Below are 18,268 nucleotides of genomic sequence, written 5' to 3' on the forward strand. Positions count from 1 at the left end.
CGTCCGCTCTACAGGTCGTCGTCCGACGGGTGGGGGCGGGCGGACGGCGGGTGCGGGTGCGGATGGGGGTGCGGGTGTGATGGCGCGGCCGGCGGGGGCGTCTGCTGCGGGAACGGCAGGATCTTGCCACCGGGGTCGCGGTGGGGTGGCGCGCCGGGGCTGCGCAGGGCGGCGGACCGGCGGCGCTGGTCCTCGTGCTCGCCCCGGTCCCGCCAGCCCTGCCCGTACGCCTTGAACTCGCGCTTCTCGATCTCGGTCCGGGTGGTGACGACCAGGTCTGCCGGGACGGCCCGTTGCATGCGTACGGCAAGGACCTGTCGCAGTTCGGCCTCGGCCCTGTCCAGCTCGACGCCGCCCCACGGCTCGCCCTCGTTGTTCGTCACTCGGCCCCCACTCCCCGCAGACTTCACACACATGCTTCGAACATATGCTCGATAACACCTCGCAGAATACCCGAAGTGCCTGTGGTGGCCAGGACAAAACGGAGGCGGTTCCCGGCCACCTCGCGCCGTCCGGCCGCGGCTCACGCGACCTCGTACGAACCCCCGATGCGGATGACGTTGCCGTTCGCCCAGGCCGCGCCCAGCACTCCGCCGGAGCCGAGCTGGGAGAGATGGGAGGTCGAGGTCGCGGCCGGGCCCCACAGGGTGTAGGTCGTCGCGTTGGTACTGGCGGCCGGCTGGCAGCTGATCACCGCGCGGCCGTTCGGGCTGGTCCCCACCCCCTGGTGCTGGGGCAGCCCGCCCAGCGCGCCCGCCTGGACCGGGTAGGAGAGGTGGTAGTTGCCGCTGCCGTACGTCGTGGTGGACCCGAACTGCATGAGCAGCGTGAAGTGGCAGGTCCTGCCGACGATCGCGTACTTGCCGGTCAGACTGCCGTTGCCGATCGCCGGGTTGGTCGTCTCGGCCGTCCAGACCGGGGTGTACGCGGTCCAGGCGCCCATCGCCACCCACGCCGAGCCGGTGTAGTAGCTGAGCGTGCCGGGGCTGGTCAGCCAGGCGACCATGCCGGTGGCCGGGGTGGTGATCGTGGCGTCCCGCTCGGCAGCGGTCGCGTACCGCAGGACCGTACGGCCGTCGACGCCCTCGGCCAGGGACTGGAGGTGCAGGGGGATGTTCGCGGTGTCGGTGGGCTGCGGGTACGGCAGTCCGCCGAGGGGCGTGTGGAGGGTCATGGGACGGGATCACTCCTCGGTCAACGGAAGAACTGGACGAGTTCGACGGCCGACGGATTCCGTACCGGCTCGGCGGCCGAGGTCGCCGGCGACGACGCCGACGACGGCGGTGGCCCATCGGCCGACGGGGGCGACGCGGTGGCCGACGGCTCCGCGTCCCCGGGCAGCGGGCGCGGTACCGGCGTCGGATAGTCCAGCGGGTCCGCGTCCTCGTCCCGGTTCACCGTGGCGAACATCCAGTTCGCCTCCGCGAGCTGGTCGACGACGGACGCCAGCAGATGGTCGGCGACGGACCAGTGAGCGGCCTCGCCGTGGAGTTCCTGGAGGGTCGCGCTGTCGCGTGGCAGATGCTTCACCAGCACCGCGAGCCGGCGGGAGGAGAGCCGGCCGCGGTGCCAGTCGAGCAGGTCCACGCCGTAGTGGCGGAGCAGGTCCGCTTCGAGGGCCTCGGCGTGTTCGTCGACGAACTCGCCGAGGCTCAGCCTTCCCCCAGGCCGAGCCCGGTCTCCTTGCCGTACGCCTCCATGATCGCGGCGATGTCCTGCATGGTGACGTCGAGACGGTCGAAGCGCTCGAACTGGGCGTCGCCCAGCAGCGCGCGCAGCAGACCGTCCACGTCGTTGTCGTCGAGGTCGCGCAGGGTGCGCGCGGTCTTGCGGGACAGCTCGGTGGGGAGCGTGAAGGTGTCCCCCTCGACGGTGAAGGACCAGGCGCGACCGAGCGCCTCCTGCCGCTGGGCACGGGCGGCGCCGACGTCGAATGCCATGGAACGACTCCTCTTGGTGTGGTGGAGATTGATGCAGATGGGTGGAGAGGGACGTGCGAGAGGTACCGGGCGGGGCCGGGGGAGGGGGAGGTCCCGGCCCCGCCCGGTGGGGGAGGGTGGATCAGGAGGCGGTGCCGTACGCCGGGTCCTTCATCAGGAAGGTGGCCAGCGGCTTGGTGTTGTCGACGGCCAGCGCGGTGAAGGTGACACCGAGCTTGATGGAGGCCGTACGGGTCAGCGACAGTTCCTCGGTCTCGGTGACCTGGCCGCGCGAGACGACGAAGCGGTACGTGATGTCCGTACCGTCGCTGAACTCGATGCCCATCGCCTTCTCGTTGAACTTCGGGTCGGCGGCCAGCTCGTACTTGTAGACGCCGGAGCCGGTGGTGGTCTCCGCGACGGCGTCACCGCCCATGAAGAACGGCAGCGTGTCCTCGTTGAGCTGGAGCAGCTGGAACTTCACCGTCAGGTCGCGGTCCGAGTAGATGAACCGGGCCGGGGAGACGGACTGCCAGGTCTCCACCGGGTCGAGCTTGTCCTTCTTCGCCAGCTTGATGCCGTCCTGCGAGGTGTAGCCGAGGTCCTTCCAGCCGGACCCCCACGCGGAGGTGACATCGGTCGGCGCGGTCGTCCCGACCGGGGCGACCAGAATCCGCCCGGTACCGGCGACACGGATCTCGTTGGCGTTGCTGCCTGCCATGCGTACTCCTTGGGAGAGAGGAAAGTGAGGGGTACTGCCGCGCCCTCAGGGGCGCGGGGAACTGCGCGATCAGCCACGAACGACCCGCACCCGCGAACCGGCCTGCCCGACCGAGCTCATAGGCGGACCGGCCCCCGAGGCGGAGCCCTACGCGGGGCGGATGTGCAGTCGGACCGTCGCGTAGTAGCGATTGGCCGCGGACCGGTTCCAGTCCGGCAGCCAGCGGGGTCCGTCCGCCTCGACCACGTCGGAGACGACCGCGCCCCCGTACGTCGCCCCCCGCAGCGCGAGCACCGCGGAGCGGACCGTCAGGGCCAGCGTGTGCGCCGCCGTCTTGGTCGGCCCGTAGACCTCCAGGTCCACGAGCGGCTGGTCGAGGTGCAGGTCGTCCACCCAGGCCCCGCCGGCGCGGGAGACCAGGACGACCCGCTGGGTGCCGTCGAACCCGCCGGGCGGCACGTTGTCCACGGTCGCGGTGGAGAGTTCGGGGCGGTCGGTCAGGAAGTCGACGACGAGTCGTTCGACATCCGGGAAGGTGACCGTCGGTTCGGCCACGGTGAGACCTCCCTTCTTGGTCGGAGGTATGCGAAACGGCGGGGCCGTGTCCCTGGGGGCACAGCTCCGCCGCTGCACCAACTGTGACACGTTGCGAGCGCGCGCGCAACTATGAGTTTGTCGGGACCCCAGGAAACGCACATCGCCCCGTCACACCGAGTGGTGTGACGGGGCGATGAGGTGCCCTAGCCGCGCCGCCGATTGCCGCCCCCGCGCCCCCGCGTGGCCCGCTCCGCCGCGAACACGTCCTCCAGCCGGTAGAGATGGGTCCGCCCCTGCCGCCCGGCGGCCTCCAGGTGGCCCAGCTGAACCCATTTCCGTACGGTCGCGGGGGCCACGCCCGCCTCCGCCGCGGCGGCGGCGCCGGTCACCAGCGTGGGGGACGAACCGGTCGGCCCCGCCAGGGAGTTGCCCATCAGGCGGCCCCCGCCTCGGCCGGGCCGTCGCACTCGTCCGCGTCGTCGACCAGCGCGGCGATCTCGTCCGCGTCGGCCCCCGAGTCCGCCGCGAGCTGCGCCCAGCCGGTCTCCGTCCAGCTGTGCCGGTGGGCGGCGTTGTCCGCGCACGGGCACTCCTCGTCGGCGCACCGGCACCCCGGGTTGACGCACAGGACCGTACGCCAGGCCGGCATGGCCCGCAGCGACACCGAATCGCACCACGGGCAGCGGCCGTTGACGCGGACCAGGGTCTCGGGGTCGCCGAGGGTGCGGCCGCAGCGGCGGGCCATCCGGCGGCACTCGTCGAGGACGTGCCGGGCCAGGACCGGATGCCCGGCGACGTCGTCGAGCAGCGCGGCGATCCGGCCCAGCCGCCGCGGCACGTCCGCGCGCGGGGGGCGGCCGAGCCCGAGCTTCTCCCGGACCGCCTCCTCCAGTTCGACCACCCCGTCGGTGACGTCCCGTACGGCGTCGGAGACATGGAGGCGGATCGGGGCGGTGCCCGCGCCCAGCGGGGCGAGGCCGTGCTGCTCGCCGAGCAGGGCCTCGGCGCGCTCCGCGGCGTCCCGTTCGCCGAGGGCGCGGAGGGCGGCCGGGCCCAGTGGCGGGCGGGAACGGGTCCCGCCGCCCGGTCGGCCCGGGGCCAACTCCTGGAGCAATTCAGGGAATTGGCGGCGCAGGATGTCGATCCAGCGGGCGGCGCGGGCGGTGTGCTGCGCGGCGAGGCCTGAGGACATGGTGGACACACTCCGATCTGGGGCCATCAGAAGCCCTTCGACGGCAACCAAGAGCTGGGGCGGCGGCAACTGAAGGGAAAGGAGAGTCTCCTGTTGTTGCGAGCCCGCACACAGCTTCACATGTTGCGATCTCGCGCGCAACGGAGATCGAGGATCACCTCGACGGACGGAAGGGGTCGCGTCGAGAATCGGCCAACGGCCGGTTCGGGGCGGATCGGGGTGGGAGTGGGGTGTGAGCAGGGCGAGAACGAGGTCGGAACAAGGCCGGATTGACGAAGGGTGCTCACTCAACCTTTACTCGTGCGTGCGCGCAACGGCATAGTTCGCGTGCGCACGACCGCTAAAGTGGGGGTGCAGCCGAGGGGAGCGTCCACAAAATGAAAAGCGATGCCGAACACATCGACGAGTTCGCAGCCTGGATCGAAGGCGTGATGCGGGCGCGCGGGTACGACATCGACAGCCCGCGCGGTGGTGGCAAGACCAAGCTCGCCGAGGACGCGGGGGTGCACCGGGCGGCCATCACCCGGCTGCTGCAGCGCCAGAGCATGCCCGACCTGGAGACGATGCGGGGTCTGTCCCGTGCGCTCGGCATCCCGGTCCGGGATGTCCTGATCCGATCGGGCAAGCTGACCGAGCAGGATCTGCCGCAGGCCCCGGCACCCCCCGAGACCGGTGCGGTCCCGGCCGGCCACACGCTCTCCGCCGACCAGGCGGCGACCGCGCTCGGCATCCCGGACCACCTCCGGGCGGCCTTCGTGCAGATCACCGAACAGCTCAGACTCGGCGCGCCCACGGGCCCGGCGATCCCGGAGGCGGGCGCGGGCGCGGGGGCGGACGGCCAGGCGGGCACCTGAGTCACCTCCGGTACGCGCCAGGGTCCGCCGCTCCGGCGACGACGTGGTCCTCAGCTGGGAGGCGGGCGGCACGGACCCGCCCAGCTGTGCGGGGGAGTCGTCGAGCTGCCTCCTCTTGAGGGTGCCTCGGAGGAGGGGAGGGGGCGCGGGCCGGTGGTGGGCGCGGTGGCGGGGTCGTCGCTCTCGTACAGGGGCACGGCTCCGCGGCGGTGTCGGCGGGCTCGCGGCGGCGTACGTCACGGGTGCGCTGTGGCCGGCGGGGCGCGGCCGTCCGGTGCATGGCCGAACTGGAGCCTTCAGCAGGGCGCTTCTGGCGGAGTGCGGGCCGGTCGGCCACGGTCCCGCGGCGGTGGGTGACGCCCCCGGTCCTGCCGACCGCGCTCTCCTCCCTCCACCGCCCCTGACCCGTCTCCCGCACCGTCACGCCCCGGAACTCGACCGACCGTCACGCCCCGCGCAGCCTCACAGCCCCGTGCCGCCGGTCGCGGCGATGCGCCGGCCCGTGATCCAACGGGCGTCGTCCGAGGTGAGGAGGGCGACGATGTCCGCGACGTCCGTGGGCTGTCCCATGCGGCCGAACACGGACAGCGACGCGTGGGCGGCCTCGTTCTCGGGTGGGGACCAGGGCTGCCTGTTCAGGTCCGTCTTGACGAAGCCCGGTGCCACGGAGTTCGCCGTGATCTGCCGGGCCCCAACTCCTTGGCGTGCGTGCGGGTGAGGGCGTCGAGCGCGCTCTTGGCCATTCAGCGCAGCCCTTGTCTTCCCCCGTCTTCCCTGTGGCGGCGATGGGTCCATCGGACCCGTGAGGACGTTTCCCGTACGGCCTCGTGCGAAGCGTGGGCCGGCGTACCCGACGGGCTTTCCCCAGGCGGTTGAAAAAACCGCATGACCGGTTTAATAATGACCACAGGTGGTGTTCTCGTCACCCGACATCCTCAGGCCCGCATCCGTGCGGCTCGACCCAAGGTGGTCCCAGTGGCCTTTCGGCATGTGCGTCTGATCGCGGTGAACATCGACGGGGTTCTGCTGAACGACACCTTCAGCCCGGTCTTCCACCGGTTCGTGGCCAGTCGTGGCGGCGCCTACACCGCCGAACTGGAACGGACCGTGCTGTCGCAGTCGCAGCTCCGGGCCGCCGCGGCACTGGGCGGGCCGGGGTCGGTGCCCGAGGAGGTCGCGGAGGCGTACTTCCAGGAGCGGGACGAGTACCTCAGGGAGCATCCCGTGCGGGTCCTTCCGGGGGCCGGCGGGCTGCTCGAACGGCTGCGCGCCACCGGGGCGTCCCTGGTGTGCTACGGCGGCCTGGAACGGGCCCACTTCGACCGGTACCTGGCCCCGTTCGCCGCGTACTTCGACGGCCCCGGTTACGTGTGCACCAACGGATTCCGTCCCGGAGTACGGGAGATCGCCGAGGACATCTTCGGACTGCCCTGCGGCGAGACGCTGTTCATCGACGACGTGGCGCGTGTGGCCGAGGTCGCCCGGACCTTGGGAGCGGCCTTCATCGGGCATCCGACCACCTACGCCCACAGCTTCCAGCGGCAGCTGATGCAAGAGGCCGGGGTGCGGCACGTGGTCGGGTCGCTCGACGGGATCGACGAATCGCTGCTGAGGACCGTGGACGCCGAGGCCGGGGCCGAGGCCGGCCGGCCTCGGCTCGCGGACGCCGGGTGTGCCGACCGCCGTGTCCCTGCGATGGCGTGACACGACGGGGAAGCGATCGCCGACCAGGTACGGAAACCAGCACTCCGGACGCTTTCGCGCGCTTCGCGTTTTCCTCTGCCCCGGAAGGCGCGCGAGGCCCAGGAAGGCACGCTGCGACCTACTTGACCAGCATGTTTCTCCTGCCGAGGAGAGGGTGCGGGCGTCAGGGGCCGTGAGGCGGGGGAGGGAGAATCGTCGGTAGCGCTGGTGAAGACCTTGACCGCAGAGTACAGTACCTTCTAGACGGTTTTTTCTTCGCTGACGCGTGTCACGTTGCGAAGGAGGCTTGAAGGAAGGGGAGACGCAGTGGCCCAGCAAAAGCGAGCGATCGAGACGCGCCGTGCCGTGTTGGAGGCCGCCGCCGCGGTTTTCGCGGATCACGGGTACACAGCGGCGACGGTCGCGGACATCCTCCAGGTCGCGGGAGTGACCAAGGGCGCGCTCTACTTCCACTTCGATTCGAAGGAGGCGCTGGCCCGGGGGGTTCTGGAGGTCCAGACCGACCAGCCCCCGCCCGAGCATGAGATCAAGCTCCAGGAGATGGTGGACGTCATCATGACGGTGGCCCACCGGCTGCCGCTCGATCCCGTTCTGCGGGCCGGGGCCCGGCTCTCCGCGGACCCCACCGGCCGCAAGCACTACGGGAGCGCCTGGCCGCTGTGGGTCGACGTGCTGACCGAGATCGTGACCCGGGCCCGCGAACGCGGCGAGACCCTGTCGCACGTGGTGCCGCGCGAGGTCGCCGAACTGCTGGTCGGCACGTTCTACGGGGTGCAGGTCTATTCCCAGTTGGAGACCGGCCTGGAGGACGTCGAGCACCGCATCTCGGTACTGCTGCAGCACCTGCTGCCCTCCATCGCCTCGCCCGCGGTGCTGATGCGTCTGGACGTCGCCGCGGACCGCGGGGAACGTCTCGTCCGTCAAGCGGCGGCCCTGGTGCCCGCCTCGGCCTGACGCGCCCGACAACTGCCCGGCTCACATCGGCCGTTGTCGACCGCTGTCGGTCGGGGCGTCCCCGTCCTCGTCCTCGTCCGGCCCCGTGCGACGGGGCCGGACGAGGACGTTCGGCTGTCGGCACCCGTGGTGGTCACGGGCCACCGCTGCCGCCGGTGAAGTCATGCGCGGCTTGAGGACGGGGAACGTCCGACCGTTCAGGCCGAGGCCGAGGCCGAAGTCGAGGTCGGTGCCGGTGCCACGGTCACGGCGGAGGTGAAGACGATCTTGCCGTTCTGGCGGCCCGTCACGAGCACGCGTTCCTTGCCGTCCGTGTGCCGCGGAAGGGAACACACCTCGATCAGGCAGGGTGCGTCGAGTTCCGCGTAGCAGATGAACTCGGTGGTGATGCCCACCGGCAGGCAGGCGCGTCCCAGGAACGCCGACGTGGCCTGGCGGACGGCTTCCAGCAGCGCCATGCCCGGCACGTGGTCGACGGGGTGGTCGAAGAGCACCGGATGCCGGGTGTCCACCCTCAACTGCCAGCAGCCCGGCTCCGGCACCGGGGACAGGACGACATCCGTGGGAGAGAGCCGGCCGACGGTCTGCGGTGCCGTCGGGCTCGTCAGCGCGAGAGGAGTGGGGACACCGTCCTTGATCCTCGCGGCACGAAGGCGCCGGTAGACGGCCGGAGACGTGCAGGTGAAGGTGGCGGACCCGGTCGCGGCCACCTGCCCCTCACGGTGGATCACGGCCGTGAAGTGAAGCCCCGAGAGATTCGAACCCCGGCGCTTGATGTCCGTGCAGGCGATCGCGATGTCGAGAGAGGCCGGCGTGGCCCCGACGAGCAGGTGCTCGGGTGTGAGGTCGACTTCGAGGTCCCACATCAGGAACTGGTGGTCGATGGGGACGTCGAACTCCGCGTGCGCCAGCAGGATTCCGGCCTGACGGACCGTTTCCGCTATGAGAAGCGGGTCGTGGCAGCCGTCGACGGCGTCGAAGAAGCCGTGCCGCCGGGGCCACTGCGCGGCCACGGTGAAATGAGTGTCGTCCTCGCGTTCCCAGTCGGTGAGCATCACCTCGGCGACGCTGGCACGGTGCACCAGTTCCTTGGGAACGGTGCTGGTCAGAGACGGAAAACGGGGCAGGACGACACGTGCCGTCGCTGCGTTGCCCTGTTCGGCGGGACGAGCGCCGGTGATGGGATGTTCGACGCGGAAAGTGCTCGCAGACATGTCTCTCCCCCTGGGCCAAGAAGCGTGAAGTCGATGTGAAGGGTCCCTCAGGCCTGTGAAGATACATACCACCCGGTTTACTTTCTAGCGGTATGTTTCATTCCGGCCGGACGGCCCGGCGAACGGCTGGTTTCCCGTGCGCGGAACTCCGGTCCCCCTGGTCGCAGACAGGGCGGCTGACCTCAGGTTCCTCCCTGGGATGCGGATGATTCCAGGGGTGCCCGTGGTGCCGTGAAACGTACGTTTTCAGCCGTGCGACGGGTTTGATCCGCGCGGTACGCGGTCCTGCGAGCGAAGAGGACCGACCTGGCAGCTCTCGCGGCGGTGCGGGTGACGCTGCGGCGGAGCGGCTGTGAACAGGGGTGGTCGGTGCTGATGTGCCCGCCGGGTGAGCGCCCTCGGCCGCCATAAACCACACGCATGGTTTGTTTTGCTTCTCGTGGGCGTGGAGGGCCGTTGCCGCTTGTCCCCGGGAGGGGAGGCGTCTTGATGACGCCGATCGTGGTGGCGGGCGCGTGCCCGATGGGCGAGGCCCTCGGGCCGGGCGGTGCCGTCGGCGGTGGCCGAGAGGTCAGAACCCCTGATCCTCGCCGGCCCCCGGCACGAACCCGGCCGGGCTGAAGTGGTGCCGCGCGGCGCTGCCCACGATGCGGGGCAGCAACAGCGCCCAGAACCGGGTCAGTACGACCCGCTCCAGCCAGCGGACGTCGCTCTCTCCCCGGGCCTGCAGGCCGGCCCCCACGGCGACCACGACGGCCGCCAGCTCCTCGGGCGAGGCGTCGGACACCAGGGCCCCCTCGCCGTCCGCGCGCGCGAGCGTGGCCTCGACCCATCGCTGCCAGTCGCCCCACAGGTCCGGCGCCGCCTCGGAGTGCTCGCCGCGACCGCTGAGCCGGAAGCCGACCCGCAGCACCACGTTCCGCCCGAGCTCCTGCACGAGGTCGTGGCTGGCGTCGATGAGCGCCTGCACGGTGTGGAGGTCACGCGGGCGGGTGACCCGGCGCAGCTGCGCCTCCGCCTCGACGACCACGGTGTCCAGGAGCGCCGTCTTGTTGGGGAAGTGGAAGTGCAGCGCCCCGTTGCTGACGCCGGCCCTGGCGCTGATGGCCGCCAGCGAGACCGAGGCCGGGCCCTCCTGGTCCAGCAGTTCGGCCGCAGCCTTGATGAGGGCGTTGCGCGTACGGATCGCGCGTTCCTGCGTGGCCATGGGCTCCGTCACTCTCCGTTCACCATCGAGATACCAGGCTAACAAACCGACGAAGCGGTTTGCAGATGGAAGAGGCCTGTGTGCGGTATTCGGCTGGGAACGGACGTCTGCCGCGTACCCGGATCAGGCCCGTACACGCACAAGGGGCCTGCCTGCGGGGTAAAGGGCACCGGCACCGTCGGCCGGGAGCTGTCCGTCGCGTGCGCAAGGTGATCGGCCGGGATCTGCCGCAGGCCCCGGCGCCCCCGAGTCCGGTGTGGTCCCGGTCGGCCGCACGCCCTCCGTCGACCGGGCGGCGACCGCGCTCGGAATCCCGCCGGACCACCTCCGGGCGGCCTTCGTGCGGATCACCGAACGGCTCGGACTCGACGCGGCCCCGCCCGGGGTGGGTTCGGCGAGGGTGTTGCAAACCGCTAAAGCGGTATGTTTTCCTGGGTTGAAGCCGACCGAGTGAGGGCGGATCCCCCAGGAGGGGCCTCTCGTTTCTCGACAAAATGGACTCCCGCAGCCGTGCCTCCATCCCCCGGGGCACGGTTGCGGGCCGTTTTGCGTAGGTTGGTCAGAATTTTCGGTGGCGTCGGGCCGACGGACCCCGTTGCGGAAAACCAGCCAACGGGCGGGGTAAAAAAACCCGTCCCCCTGGTATGTTTCTGCCACGGCTGAGAGGGCCACGGGGGAATGCAGAGCTGTGGCCCGCCCGTAACGGGGAGGAGCGAACACGTCATGAACGTCTCAGGCGCTCACGCCGAGTCCACGGACCGCCGGGAAGGGCCCAGGCCGGGTCTGCGGCTGGCCGTCGCGGGCGGTACCGAGGCACCGCCGTCCGGCTCCGCCTCCGCCGACGACCGGAGCGGGGGCACGGGCGAGGAGGGGCGGGCACGACGGACCGCCGTCGTGGACATCGACTCGCTCCACGCGTCCGACTCGCCGCGGCTCGGCGGCGAGAACCGCGACCATGTGCGGATGCTCGCCGAGCAGGAGGACCCGCTGCCGCCGGTCCTGGTGCACCACCCGTCGATGCGGGTCATCGACGGTATGCACCGGCTCGCCGCGGCCCGGCTGCGCGGGGCCGACACGATAGCCGTCGAGTACTTCGACGGCGACGAGGGCGAGGTCTTCGCCCTCTCCGTCGAACTGAACATCGCGCACGGCCTCCCGCTCTCGCAGGCCGATCGCGCCGCCGCCGCCGAGCGCATCCTCGACAGCCACCCGTACTGGTCCGACCGCCGTGTCGCCACCAACGCGGGGCTCGCGCCCAGCACGGTCGCGGCGATCCGGCGCCGTTCAACGAGTCGAAGCGACCAGTTGAACGCGCCCCGGGTCGGCCGGGACGGCCGGGTACGGCCGTTGCAGGCGACCGAGGGGCGGCTGCGGGCCAGCCAGGTCATCGCCGCGAACCCCACCGCGTCGCTCCGGGAGATAGCCGAGCGGGCCGGGATCGCCACCGCCACGGCGAAGGACGTACGGGACCGGCTGCGCCGGGGGCAGGACCCGCTGCCGCAGGGGCAGCCGGCCAAGCGGGTCGCTCCGGCTGGCACGCCGTCGGGCGCTTCGCGGGAGGAGCCGGGGCGAGGCGCGGGAGGTGGGGGCGGTGGCGCGGCCGGTGGCCGGAGCACCGCGCACATGTCGGCGGCGGCGATCGGGCTGATCCTGCCGAACCTGCGGAAGGACCCGTCGCTGCGCACGGAGGCGGGGCGGATGCTGCTGCAGATGCTCAGCGTGCACGCGATCGGGGACGAGGCGCGGTGGCGGCGGTTGGCGCAGAGCGTGCCGGGGCATCGGGCGCCGGTGCTCGCGCAGGCGGCGCGGCGTTGTGCGGATCACTGGCTGCGGCTGGCCAATGAGCTGGAGATGCGGCGGGGCTGAGTTCTGTGCCGCCTGGCCGCCGTCGGGGTTCCGGGTGGATCGGCGACTTCCGGTCGTCCTGTGGCTGGTCGCGCAGTTCCCCGCGCCCTTTCGGGCGCGGTTGCGGGCGTGTTTTCTCAGGGCGCCCCCTCTTCCGCACTTTCTCCAGCAGATTGCTCGCGACTTTCTCAAGTAATTCCATCGCGCACATGTTTCCGAAGCTTTTTCTACGGAGGAGATCCATGAGTGAGCACAGTCCTGACCTTGTTGTCGAGACGCCCTGGATATGGCGGGCCCGGCGGCCACGGGCGCGGCGGCGGCTGATCTGTTTTCCGCATGCCGGGGCCGGGGCGGGGGCCTACGGGGAGTGGGCGCGGCTGCTGCCGGCGGAGGTCGAGCTGGCGGCCGTGCAGTTGCCGGGGCGGCAGAACCGGATCGCCGAGGACCCGGTGACCGAGGTGGGGCCGCTGGTGCGGGTGCTGACGCAGGCGCTGCGCCCGGTGCTCGACGGTGACTTCGCCTTCTTCGGGCACTCGGGGGGCGCGGCGCTGGCGTACGAGGTCGCCAAGGCGCTGCGGGAGCGGGGCGGCCCCGCGCCCGGTCATCTCTTCCTGTCCGCGCAGCCCGCGCCCGGCACCGTCGGCCGCGTCCCGGTGATGCACACGCTCTCCGACGGGGAACTCGGCGCCGAGGTCGTACGGCTGGGCGGGATCGAGCCCGAGATCGCCGAGGACGAGGAGGTCATGGAGGGGCTGCTGCCCACGCTCCGGGCCGACTTCACCCTCTGGGAACGGCACCGGGTGGAGGCGGGGGAGCCGCTGGACACCCCCATCACCGTGCTCAGCGGCGACGCCGACCCGCGGGCGCCGAAGGACACCCTCTACGGGTGGGCCGCGCACACCACCGGCGCCTTCCGCACCCGCTTCTACCCGGGCGGCCACTTCTACTTCCTGACCGACCCGGCCGACCTGGTCTCCTACCTCGGCCACGCCCTCACCGGCCAGGCGCTCGGCGGTCAGTCCCACGCCGGCCCGTCCGAGCCGGCTCCCGAACTCGCGGGGAGCGCGCGATGACCCACACACCCGGCACCTCCGACGCCTCCGGCACCTCCGACGCCTCCGGCACCTCCGACGCCTCCGGCACCTCCGACGCCTCCGCCACCTCCGAGACCACCGACGTCACGCCCGGTCTCGACCCCACCGTGGCGGCCCGTCTCGCCGCCGCGACCCGGGCGATACCCGGGGTGCGCGACGCCGCCGTCGTCGTACGTCAGGGGGCCCGCACCCTCGACGGTGACGGTGACCGCGACGGCAGCGGGAACGGCCCAGCGCCGGCCCCCGCCGAGCCGCCCCCCGCCGCACCCGCCCCCACCCCCGACCCCTCCACCGACCGCCCCTCCTCCGAGACCTTCGGCGGCGACCTGCGCGTCCCCGCCGGTGCGCCCATGACGCTCCAGGAGGGGCTGCGGCAGGCCGCCGCGCTCGCCCCGGAGAAGGGGACGCGGTATCTGCGAGAGGGCGCGGAGCCGGATCTGCAGACGTACGCGGAACTGCTCGTGGACGCCGAGCGCGTCCTCGGCGGTCTGCGGGACGCGGGGCTCGCGCCCGGGGACGCGGCGCTCTTCCAGTTCGGGGACCACCGCGCGTACATGACCGCGTTCTGGGCCTGTGTGCTGGGCGGGTTCGTGCCGACGCCGGTGGCCGTGGCGACGACGTACGGGAGCCACAACGAGACCAACCGCAAGCTGCGCAACGCGTGGGAGCTGCTCGACCGGCCGGTGATCCTCACCGACCGGGAGACCGCGCCGGCGCTCGGCGGGCTGCGCGGGCTGTGGGAGGAGCCGGACCCGGCCGTCCTCAGGGTCCTCCGGGTCGACGAACTGCTCGGCCACGAGCGGGACTCCGCCTGGTACCCGACCACCCCGGACTCCCCGGTGATCAATCTGCTCACCTCGGGCAGCACCGGCGTCCCCAAGTGCGTGCAGCACACCAACGCCTCCGTCGCCGCGCGCGAGTGGGCGGTGATCCAGGCGCGCGGCTACACCGCCGAGGACGTCAGCCTCATCTGGATGCCGCTCGACCACGTGACGATGGTCTACTACAACGTCCGCGACGTGTTCCTGCGGTGCGAGCACGTCAACGGGCGCATCGACGACGTGCTCGGCGACCCGCTGCTCTGGCTGGACTGGATCGAGCGGTACGGGGTGACCAACACCTGGGCGCCGAACTTCGCGTACAACCTGGTCAACGAGTGCGCCGAGGAGATCGGCCGGCGGCGCTTCGACCTGTCCCGGATGCGGGAGTTCGTCAACGCGGGCGAGCCCGTGGTCGCCGGCACCAGTCACCGCTTCCTGGAACTGCTCGCCCCGCACGGGCTGCGGGCGGACGCGATGGTGCCGTGCTGGGGGATGTCGGAGACCTGCTCGGGGGTGACGTACACCCGGCAGAGCAGGGACGACCGTGAGCTGGGGACGGTCGTCGTGTCGCAGGCGTCCCTCGACGGCGATCTGGAATACCGGGCGTTCGGTCGGCAGGGTGTCGACACCGTCGCGTTCACCGAGGTCGGCGGCCCCGTCCCCGGCGTCACGCTGCGCGTCGTCGACGCCGAGGGGCGGACGCTGCCCCGGGACCGGGTCGGGGAGCTGCAGATCCGTGGAGTGACGATGCTGCGGCACTACCACGGCAACGCCGAGGCCAACCGGGAGGCGTTCACCGACGACGGCTGGTTCCGCACCGGTGACCTCGCCTTCGTGCGGGACGGGTCGCTGGTGATCGCCGGGCGGAAGAAGGACCAGATCATCGTGCGGGGCGCCAACTTCGTCGCGCACGAACTGGAGAGCGTCGTCGAGCAGGTCGAGGGCGTACGCGTCACGTTCTCGGCGGCGGCCGGGGTGCGGGAGCCCGGTGAGGGATCGGACCGGCTGGTCGTCTTCTTCGTCCCGACGCGCTGGGACGCCGACGCGCTCGCCCGGACCTTCCAGGACGTACGGGCCGCGCTGGTCCGGGAGGCCGGGATCGCCCCGGACCTGGTCGTACCGGTCACCGACGCCGAGTTCCCGAAGACGGCCAGCGGGAAGATCCAGCGGGCCGCGCTCGTCGCCGATCTGCGGGCCGGCCGGTACGCCGACCGCGTCGCCGGCGAGGAGGAGGACGAGGAGACGGCGGAGTCCGGGACCTGGTTCTTCCGGCGGCAGTGGTCGCGGCTGCCCGCGGCGCGGACCCCGGCCGACAGCGGCTCCTCCCGGCTGGTGTTCTCCGCCGACTGCGGTACGCGCGTGGTGTTCGCGCAGGAGGGGCAACTGGCCGCGCTCGGCCTCGACGACGAGGGCGCGGTGCTCGTCGGCAAGGGCCGCTCCTTCGCCGAGGTCGACCTCGACCGGTACCGGGTGGCGCCCGGTGACCCCGAGGATCTGCGGCGGGTCCTGACCGATGTCACCTCCCACTACGGGCCCATCGACTCGGTGGTGTTCGCCTGGCCGCTGGACGACGAGGACCCCGACCCCGCCCGCCGGCTCACCGCCGCCAGCGTCCAGCTCACCGCGCTGATGGGCGTGCTGGACGAGTTCGGCGCCCCGCTGCTGCTCGTCCTCACCGAGGGCGCGGCCCACGTCCGGCCCGGCGACCGTGTCGACCTCGGCGTGTGCGGACTGCCCGGCCTGATCCGTACGGCCGCCGCCGAGAACCCGCTGATCACCGTGCGCCAGCTCGATCTGCCCGCCGACCGCGCGCAGTGGGCGCGGGCCGTGCGCACCGAACTCGCCGACCCCACCCACACCGGAGTGGTCGCCGCCCGCGAGGGACTGCGCTGGCAGCCGAGGCTGCGGGCCGTCCACGAGGAGACGGAGGCCGAGGCCGCGCCGCCGCTGGTGGCGGGCGGGCTGTACCTGGTCACCGGCGGGCTCGGCGGGATCGCCGGCGACCTCGCCGGGTATCTGCTGGCCGCGTACGGCGCCCGGCTGCTGCTGGTGGGCCGCTCGCCCGCCGAGGGCGCCAGGGCGGCCCGGCTGAAGGACCTCACCGACCTCGGCGAGGTCACCTACCGGCAGGCCGACATCACCGACCGGGCGCAGCTGGAGGCCGTGGTCGCCGCCGCCGAGCAGCGCTGGGGGCGCCCGCTGGACGGCGTCCTGCACCTGGCCGCCGCCGATGTCTCCGACCAGTGGGAGAACCTCGAACGGCACACGCTGGCCCGGGAGTCCGAGGACGGCTTCCGCGCCCAGTACGCGGCGAAGGTCGAGGGCACCCTCGCGCTCGCCGACGTCCTGGAGCGCCGGCCCGCCGCCTCGCTGGTGCTGTTCGGGTCGGTCAACGGCGAGTTCGGCGGCCACTCCTTCGGCGCCTACTCCGCCGCCAACACCTTCCTCGTGGGCTTCGCCGACCACTGGCACCACGAGCGCGGCAGGGACGTGCGCTGCCTGGCCTGGAGCATGTGGGACGACATCGGCATGAGCCGGGGCCGGTCCACCGCGCCCGCCCGGCTGCGCGGCTTCCGGGCGATCGACGCCGAGCGCGGCCTGCGCTGCTTCCTCACGGCCACGGCGCTGCCGTACCACTACCAGCTCATCGGCCTCGACGCCCGGAACCCGGTCGTCGTGGACGAACTGGCCCCGGACGAGCTGAGCGTGCGCGAGGTGCTGGTGGCCTACACCTCGGACGGCGCCGACCCGGCCGCCGTGCACGCGGCGCTCGCCCCCGCCCTGGCCGAACTCCCCGTCCCGGTACGGCTGATGGAGGTCACCCGCATCCCCAAGGACGGCACCGGGGCGATCGACACGACCCAGCTGCTGCTCGACATGGCGCCCCGCCGGGCCGCCCTCGGCAGACGGCGGCCCACCGCACCCGAAGGGGAGCTGGAGCGGAGGATCGCCGCGATCTGGTGCGACGTCCTCGGGCAGCGGGACGTCGGCCGCGACGAGTCCTTCTTCGACCTCGGCGGCAACTCCCTGCGCGCCACCCGCCTGCTCGCCCGCGTCAGCACCGAACTCGCCGTCCGGCTGAGCACGCACGAGCTGTACGAGAGCCCCACGGTCGAGGGCATGGCGGCGAAGATCGCGACGGCGACGGCGGCCACGACCGCGACCGCGACGGAGACGGCGACGGAGACGGCGACGGCGGTCGCCGGAGCGCCGGCGGCCTCGGGAGCCTCGGGGGCCGACCGGTGATCCGGCCCGGCACCGCCCCCGCGCCGGTGTTCCCGCCCCGGTCGGCCCCGCCGGTCCCGGCCCGGCCGCCCACCCTGCTCACCGCCCCCGGCACCGGGCCGCTCCAGCTCGTGGTGCACCTGGCCGGGTGGGTCGACCCGGTGCGGATGCGTACGGCGGTGAAGGCGCTCCTCGACCGGGGCGGCCACAAGCCGCTCTGGCGGGAGCTGGACCTCGGCGTCCTGAACGTCGGCGAGCGCACCGAGGCCCTGGACACCCTCCTGGAGGCGGACCGCCGGAGCTGCGGCGCCCCCGGCCCGGCGGTGCGGGCCACGCTCGTCCGGCTGGCCTGGGAACGGCATCTGCTGGTGTTCACCGCCCGGCATCCGCACCTCGACGAGGACACCCTGCGCTCGCTGCTGCGGGACCTGCTGCGCTCCTACGCGGGCGCGGGCACCGTCCGCGCCCGCGGCGGGGGCCCGCCCGTGGAGGAGGCCCCGGTGCCGCTGACCACGGCGGACGCCGGACGGCTCACCCTGCGCGCGCTCGGGCTCGGCGTGGACCTGGAGACGGTCGTGCGCGGTGCCTGGACGGTGGTCCTCGCCGGCGCGGCCGGGCGCCGGGAGGTCGTCCTCGGCACGCCGGGCCTCGGCACACCGGGCCCCGGCCCCGCCGGACGGGTCACGGTCACCGGGGTCCGGGCCGTCCAGCACGGACAGCCGCCGCTGACGCTCGTCCTGCGCGCCGACCCCGGGCCCCTGGAACTGCGGGTGCGCGGTCGGCGGGGGCTGTTCGGCCCCGAGGCGGCACGGGACACGGCGGAGCGGCTGGCCGGTGTGCTGCGGCGCGTCGCCAGGGATTCCGGCGCCAATTCCGGAACCGGCTCCGGCGCGAGTTCCGGAACCGGCTCCGGAGCGAATTCCGGTGCGGATTCCGGGGCGACCGTTGTTGGGAAAAGTCGGTGACCTTAGGGTCGTTGTC

18 protein-coding genes are annotated in these 18,268 nt (G+C 72.4%); 7 read left to right on the forward strand and 11 right to left on the reverse strand.

Going from position 1 to position 18,268, the window contains the following annotated elements; all coding sequences use genetic code 11:
- Positions 1 to 8: 8 nt before the first annotated feature.
- The 8 genes from J8M51_RS45600 to J8M51_RS45635 all read right to left on the reverse strand — a co-directional run bounded on the left by J8M51_RS45600 (position 9) and on the right by J8M51_RS45635 (position 4,369).
- On the reverse strand, positions 9 to 383 hold the full coding sequence (locus J8M51_RS45600) for a hypothetical protein (protein WP_086756932.1): 375 nt from the start codon (positions 381 to 383) through the stop codon (positions 9 to 11).
- A gap of 140 nt (positions 384 to 523) precedes the next feature.
- Positions 524 to 1,174 (reverse strand): hypothetical protein, encoded by a 651-nt coding sequence (locus tag J8M51_RS45605; RefSeq protein WP_086756934.1) that lies wholly within the window; start codon positions 1,172 to 1,174, stop codon positions 524 to 526.
- 20 nt (positions 1,175 to 1,194) lie between these two features.
- A complete protein-coding gene (locus J8M51_RS45610; RefSeq protein ID WP_216591864.1) occupies positions 1,195 to 1,587 on the reverse strand; it encodes a hypothetical protein in 393 nt (130 codons plus the stop codon).
- A gap of 65 nt (positions 1,588 to 1,652) precedes the next feature.
- The gene (locus tag J8M51_RS45615) at positions 1,653 to 1,940 is read right to left on the reverse strand and encodes a hypothetical protein (RefSeq protein ID WP_216591863.1); all 288 of its coding nucleotides are present in this window, start codon (positions 1,938 to 1,940) and stop codon (positions 1,653 to 1,655) included.
- A gap of 121 nt (positions 1,941 to 2,061) precedes the next feature.
- A complete protein-coding gene (locus J8M51_RS45620; protein ID WP_216591802.1) occupies positions 2,062 to 2,640 on the reverse strand; it encodes a phage tail tube protein in 579 nt (192 codons plus the stop codon).
- Positions 2,641 to 2,787: 147 nt separating this feature from the next.
- Positions 2,788 to 3,195: a hypothetical protein gene (locus tag J8M51_RS45625; RefSeq protein WP_086764663.1), complete on the reverse strand. Its 408-nt coding sequence runs from the start codon at positions 3,193 to 3,195 to the stop codon at positions 2,788 to 2,790.
- A gap of 185 nt (positions 3,196 to 3,380) precedes the next feature.
- Positions 3,381 to 3,611: a hypothetical protein gene (locus J8M51_RS45630; RefSeq protein ID WP_086764666.1), complete on the reverse strand. Its 231-nt coding sequence runs from the start codon at positions 3,609 to 3,611 to the stop codon at positions 3,381 to 3,383.
- Positions 3,611 to 4,369, reverse strand: a complete 759-nt coding sequence (locus tag J8M51_RS45635; RefSeq protein WP_179203555.1) for a hypothetical protein — start codon at positions 4,367 to 4,369, stop codon at positions 3,611 to 3,613. Before J8M51_RS45635 ends, J8M51_RS45630 begins: the two co-directional genes overlap by 1 nt.
- 377 nt (positions 4,370 to 4,746) lie before the next feature.
- On the opposite strand from J8M51_RS45635, the gene J8M51_RS45640 reads away from it, so the two are divergent.
- The gene (locus J8M51_RS45640; RefSeq protein ID WP_086764671.1) at positions 4,747 to 5,223 is read left to right on the forward strand and encodes a helix-turn-helix domain-containing protein; all 477 of its coding nucleotides are present in this window, start codon (positions 4,747 to 4,749) and stop codon (positions 5,221 to 5,223) included.
- 462 nt (positions 5,224 to 5,685) lie between these two features.
- Here J8M51_RS45640 and J8M51_RS46415 read toward each other — a convergent pair whose 3' ends face one another.
- On the reverse strand, positions 5,686 to 5,889 hold the full coding sequence (locus J8M51_RS46415) for an SDR family oxidoreductase (protein WP_398858204.1): 204 nt from the start codon (positions 5,887 to 5,889) through the stop codon (positions 5,686 to 5,688).
- Between the two features lie 309 nt (positions 5,890 to 6,198).
- Between J8M51_RS46415 and J8M51_RS45650 the strand changes: the two genes are divergently transcribed.
- Both J8M51_RS45650 and J8M51_RS45655 read left to right on the forward strand, forming a co-directional pair.
- Complete coding sequence (locus J8M51_RS45650; protein WP_086753460.1) at positions 6,199 to 6,927, forward strand: HAD family hydrolase; 729 nt, start codon at positions 6,199 to 6,201, stop codon at positions 6,925 to 6,927.
- 306 nt (positions 6,928 to 7,233) lie between these two features.
- On the forward strand, positions 7,234 to 7,881 hold the full coding sequence (locus J8M51_RS45655) for a ScbR family autoregulator-binding transcription factor (protein WP_086753462.1): 648 nt from the start codon (positions 7,234 to 7,236) through the stop codon (positions 7,879 to 7,881).
- 197 nt (positions 7,882 to 8,078) lie between these two features.
- Here the strand turns inward: J8M51_RS45655 and J8M51_RS45660 are convergent, their stop codons facing one another.
- Positions 8,079 to 9,095: a ScbA/BarX family gamma-butyrolactone biosynthesis protein gene (locus J8M51_RS45660; RefSeq protein ID WP_086753464.1), complete on the reverse strand. Its 1,017-nt coding sequence runs from the start codon at positions 9,093 to 9,095 to the stop codon at positions 8,079 to 8,081.
- A gap of 571 nt (positions 9,096 to 9,666) precedes the next feature.
- Positions 9,667 to 10,302, reverse strand: a complete 636-nt coding sequence (locus tag J8M51_RS45665) for a ScbR family autoregulator-binding transcription factor (protein WP_086753466.1) — start codon at positions 10,300 to 10,302, stop codon at positions 9,667 to 9,669.
- 723 nt (positions 10,303 to 11,025) lie between these two features.
- Here J8M51_RS45665 and J8M51_RS45670 point away from each other — a divergent pair.
- The 4 genes from J8M51_RS45670 to J8M51_RS45685 all read left to right on the forward strand — a co-directional run bounded on the left by J8M51_RS45670 (position 11,026) and on the right by J8M51_RS45685 (position 18,252).
- Positions 11,026 to 12,168 (forward strand): ParB/RepB/Spo0J family partition protein, encoded by a 1,143-nt coding sequence (locus J8M51_RS45670; RefSeq protein WP_086753468.1) that lies wholly within the window; start codon positions 11,026 to 11,028, stop codon positions 12,166 to 12,168.
- A gap of 221 nt (positions 12,169 to 12,389) precedes the next feature.
- Positions 12,390 to 13,220 (forward strand): thioesterase II family protein, encoded by an 831-nt coding sequence (locus tag J8M51_RS45675; RefSeq protein WP_086753470.1) that lies wholly within the window; start codon positions 12,390 to 12,392, stop codon positions 13,218 to 13,220.
- The gene (locus tag J8M51_RS45680; RefSeq protein ID WP_267300185.1) at positions 13,217 to 17,308 is read left to right on the forward strand and encodes a non-ribosomal peptide synthetase; all 4,092 of its coding nucleotides are present in this window, start codon (positions 13,217 to 13,219) and stop codon (positions 17,306 to 17,308) included. The genes J8M51_RS45675 and J8M51_RS45680 overlap by 4 nt, the downstream gene beginning before the upstream one ends.
- Complete coding sequence (locus J8M51_RS45685; protein WP_216589497.1) at positions 17,305 to 18,252, forward strand: condensation domain-containing protein; 948 nt, start codon at positions 17,305 to 17,307, stop codon at positions 18,250 to 18,252. Before J8M51_RS45680 ends, J8M51_RS45685 begins: the two co-directional genes overlap by 4 nt.
- Positions 18,253 to 18,268 lie beyond the last annotated feature (16 nt).

The organism is Streptomyces griseiscabiei, assembly GCF_020010925.1.
In the GTDB taxonomy this organism is placed as follows: domain Bacteria; phylum Actinomycetota; class Actinomycetes; order Streptomycetales; family Streptomycetaceae; genus Streptomyces; species Streptomyces griseiscabiei.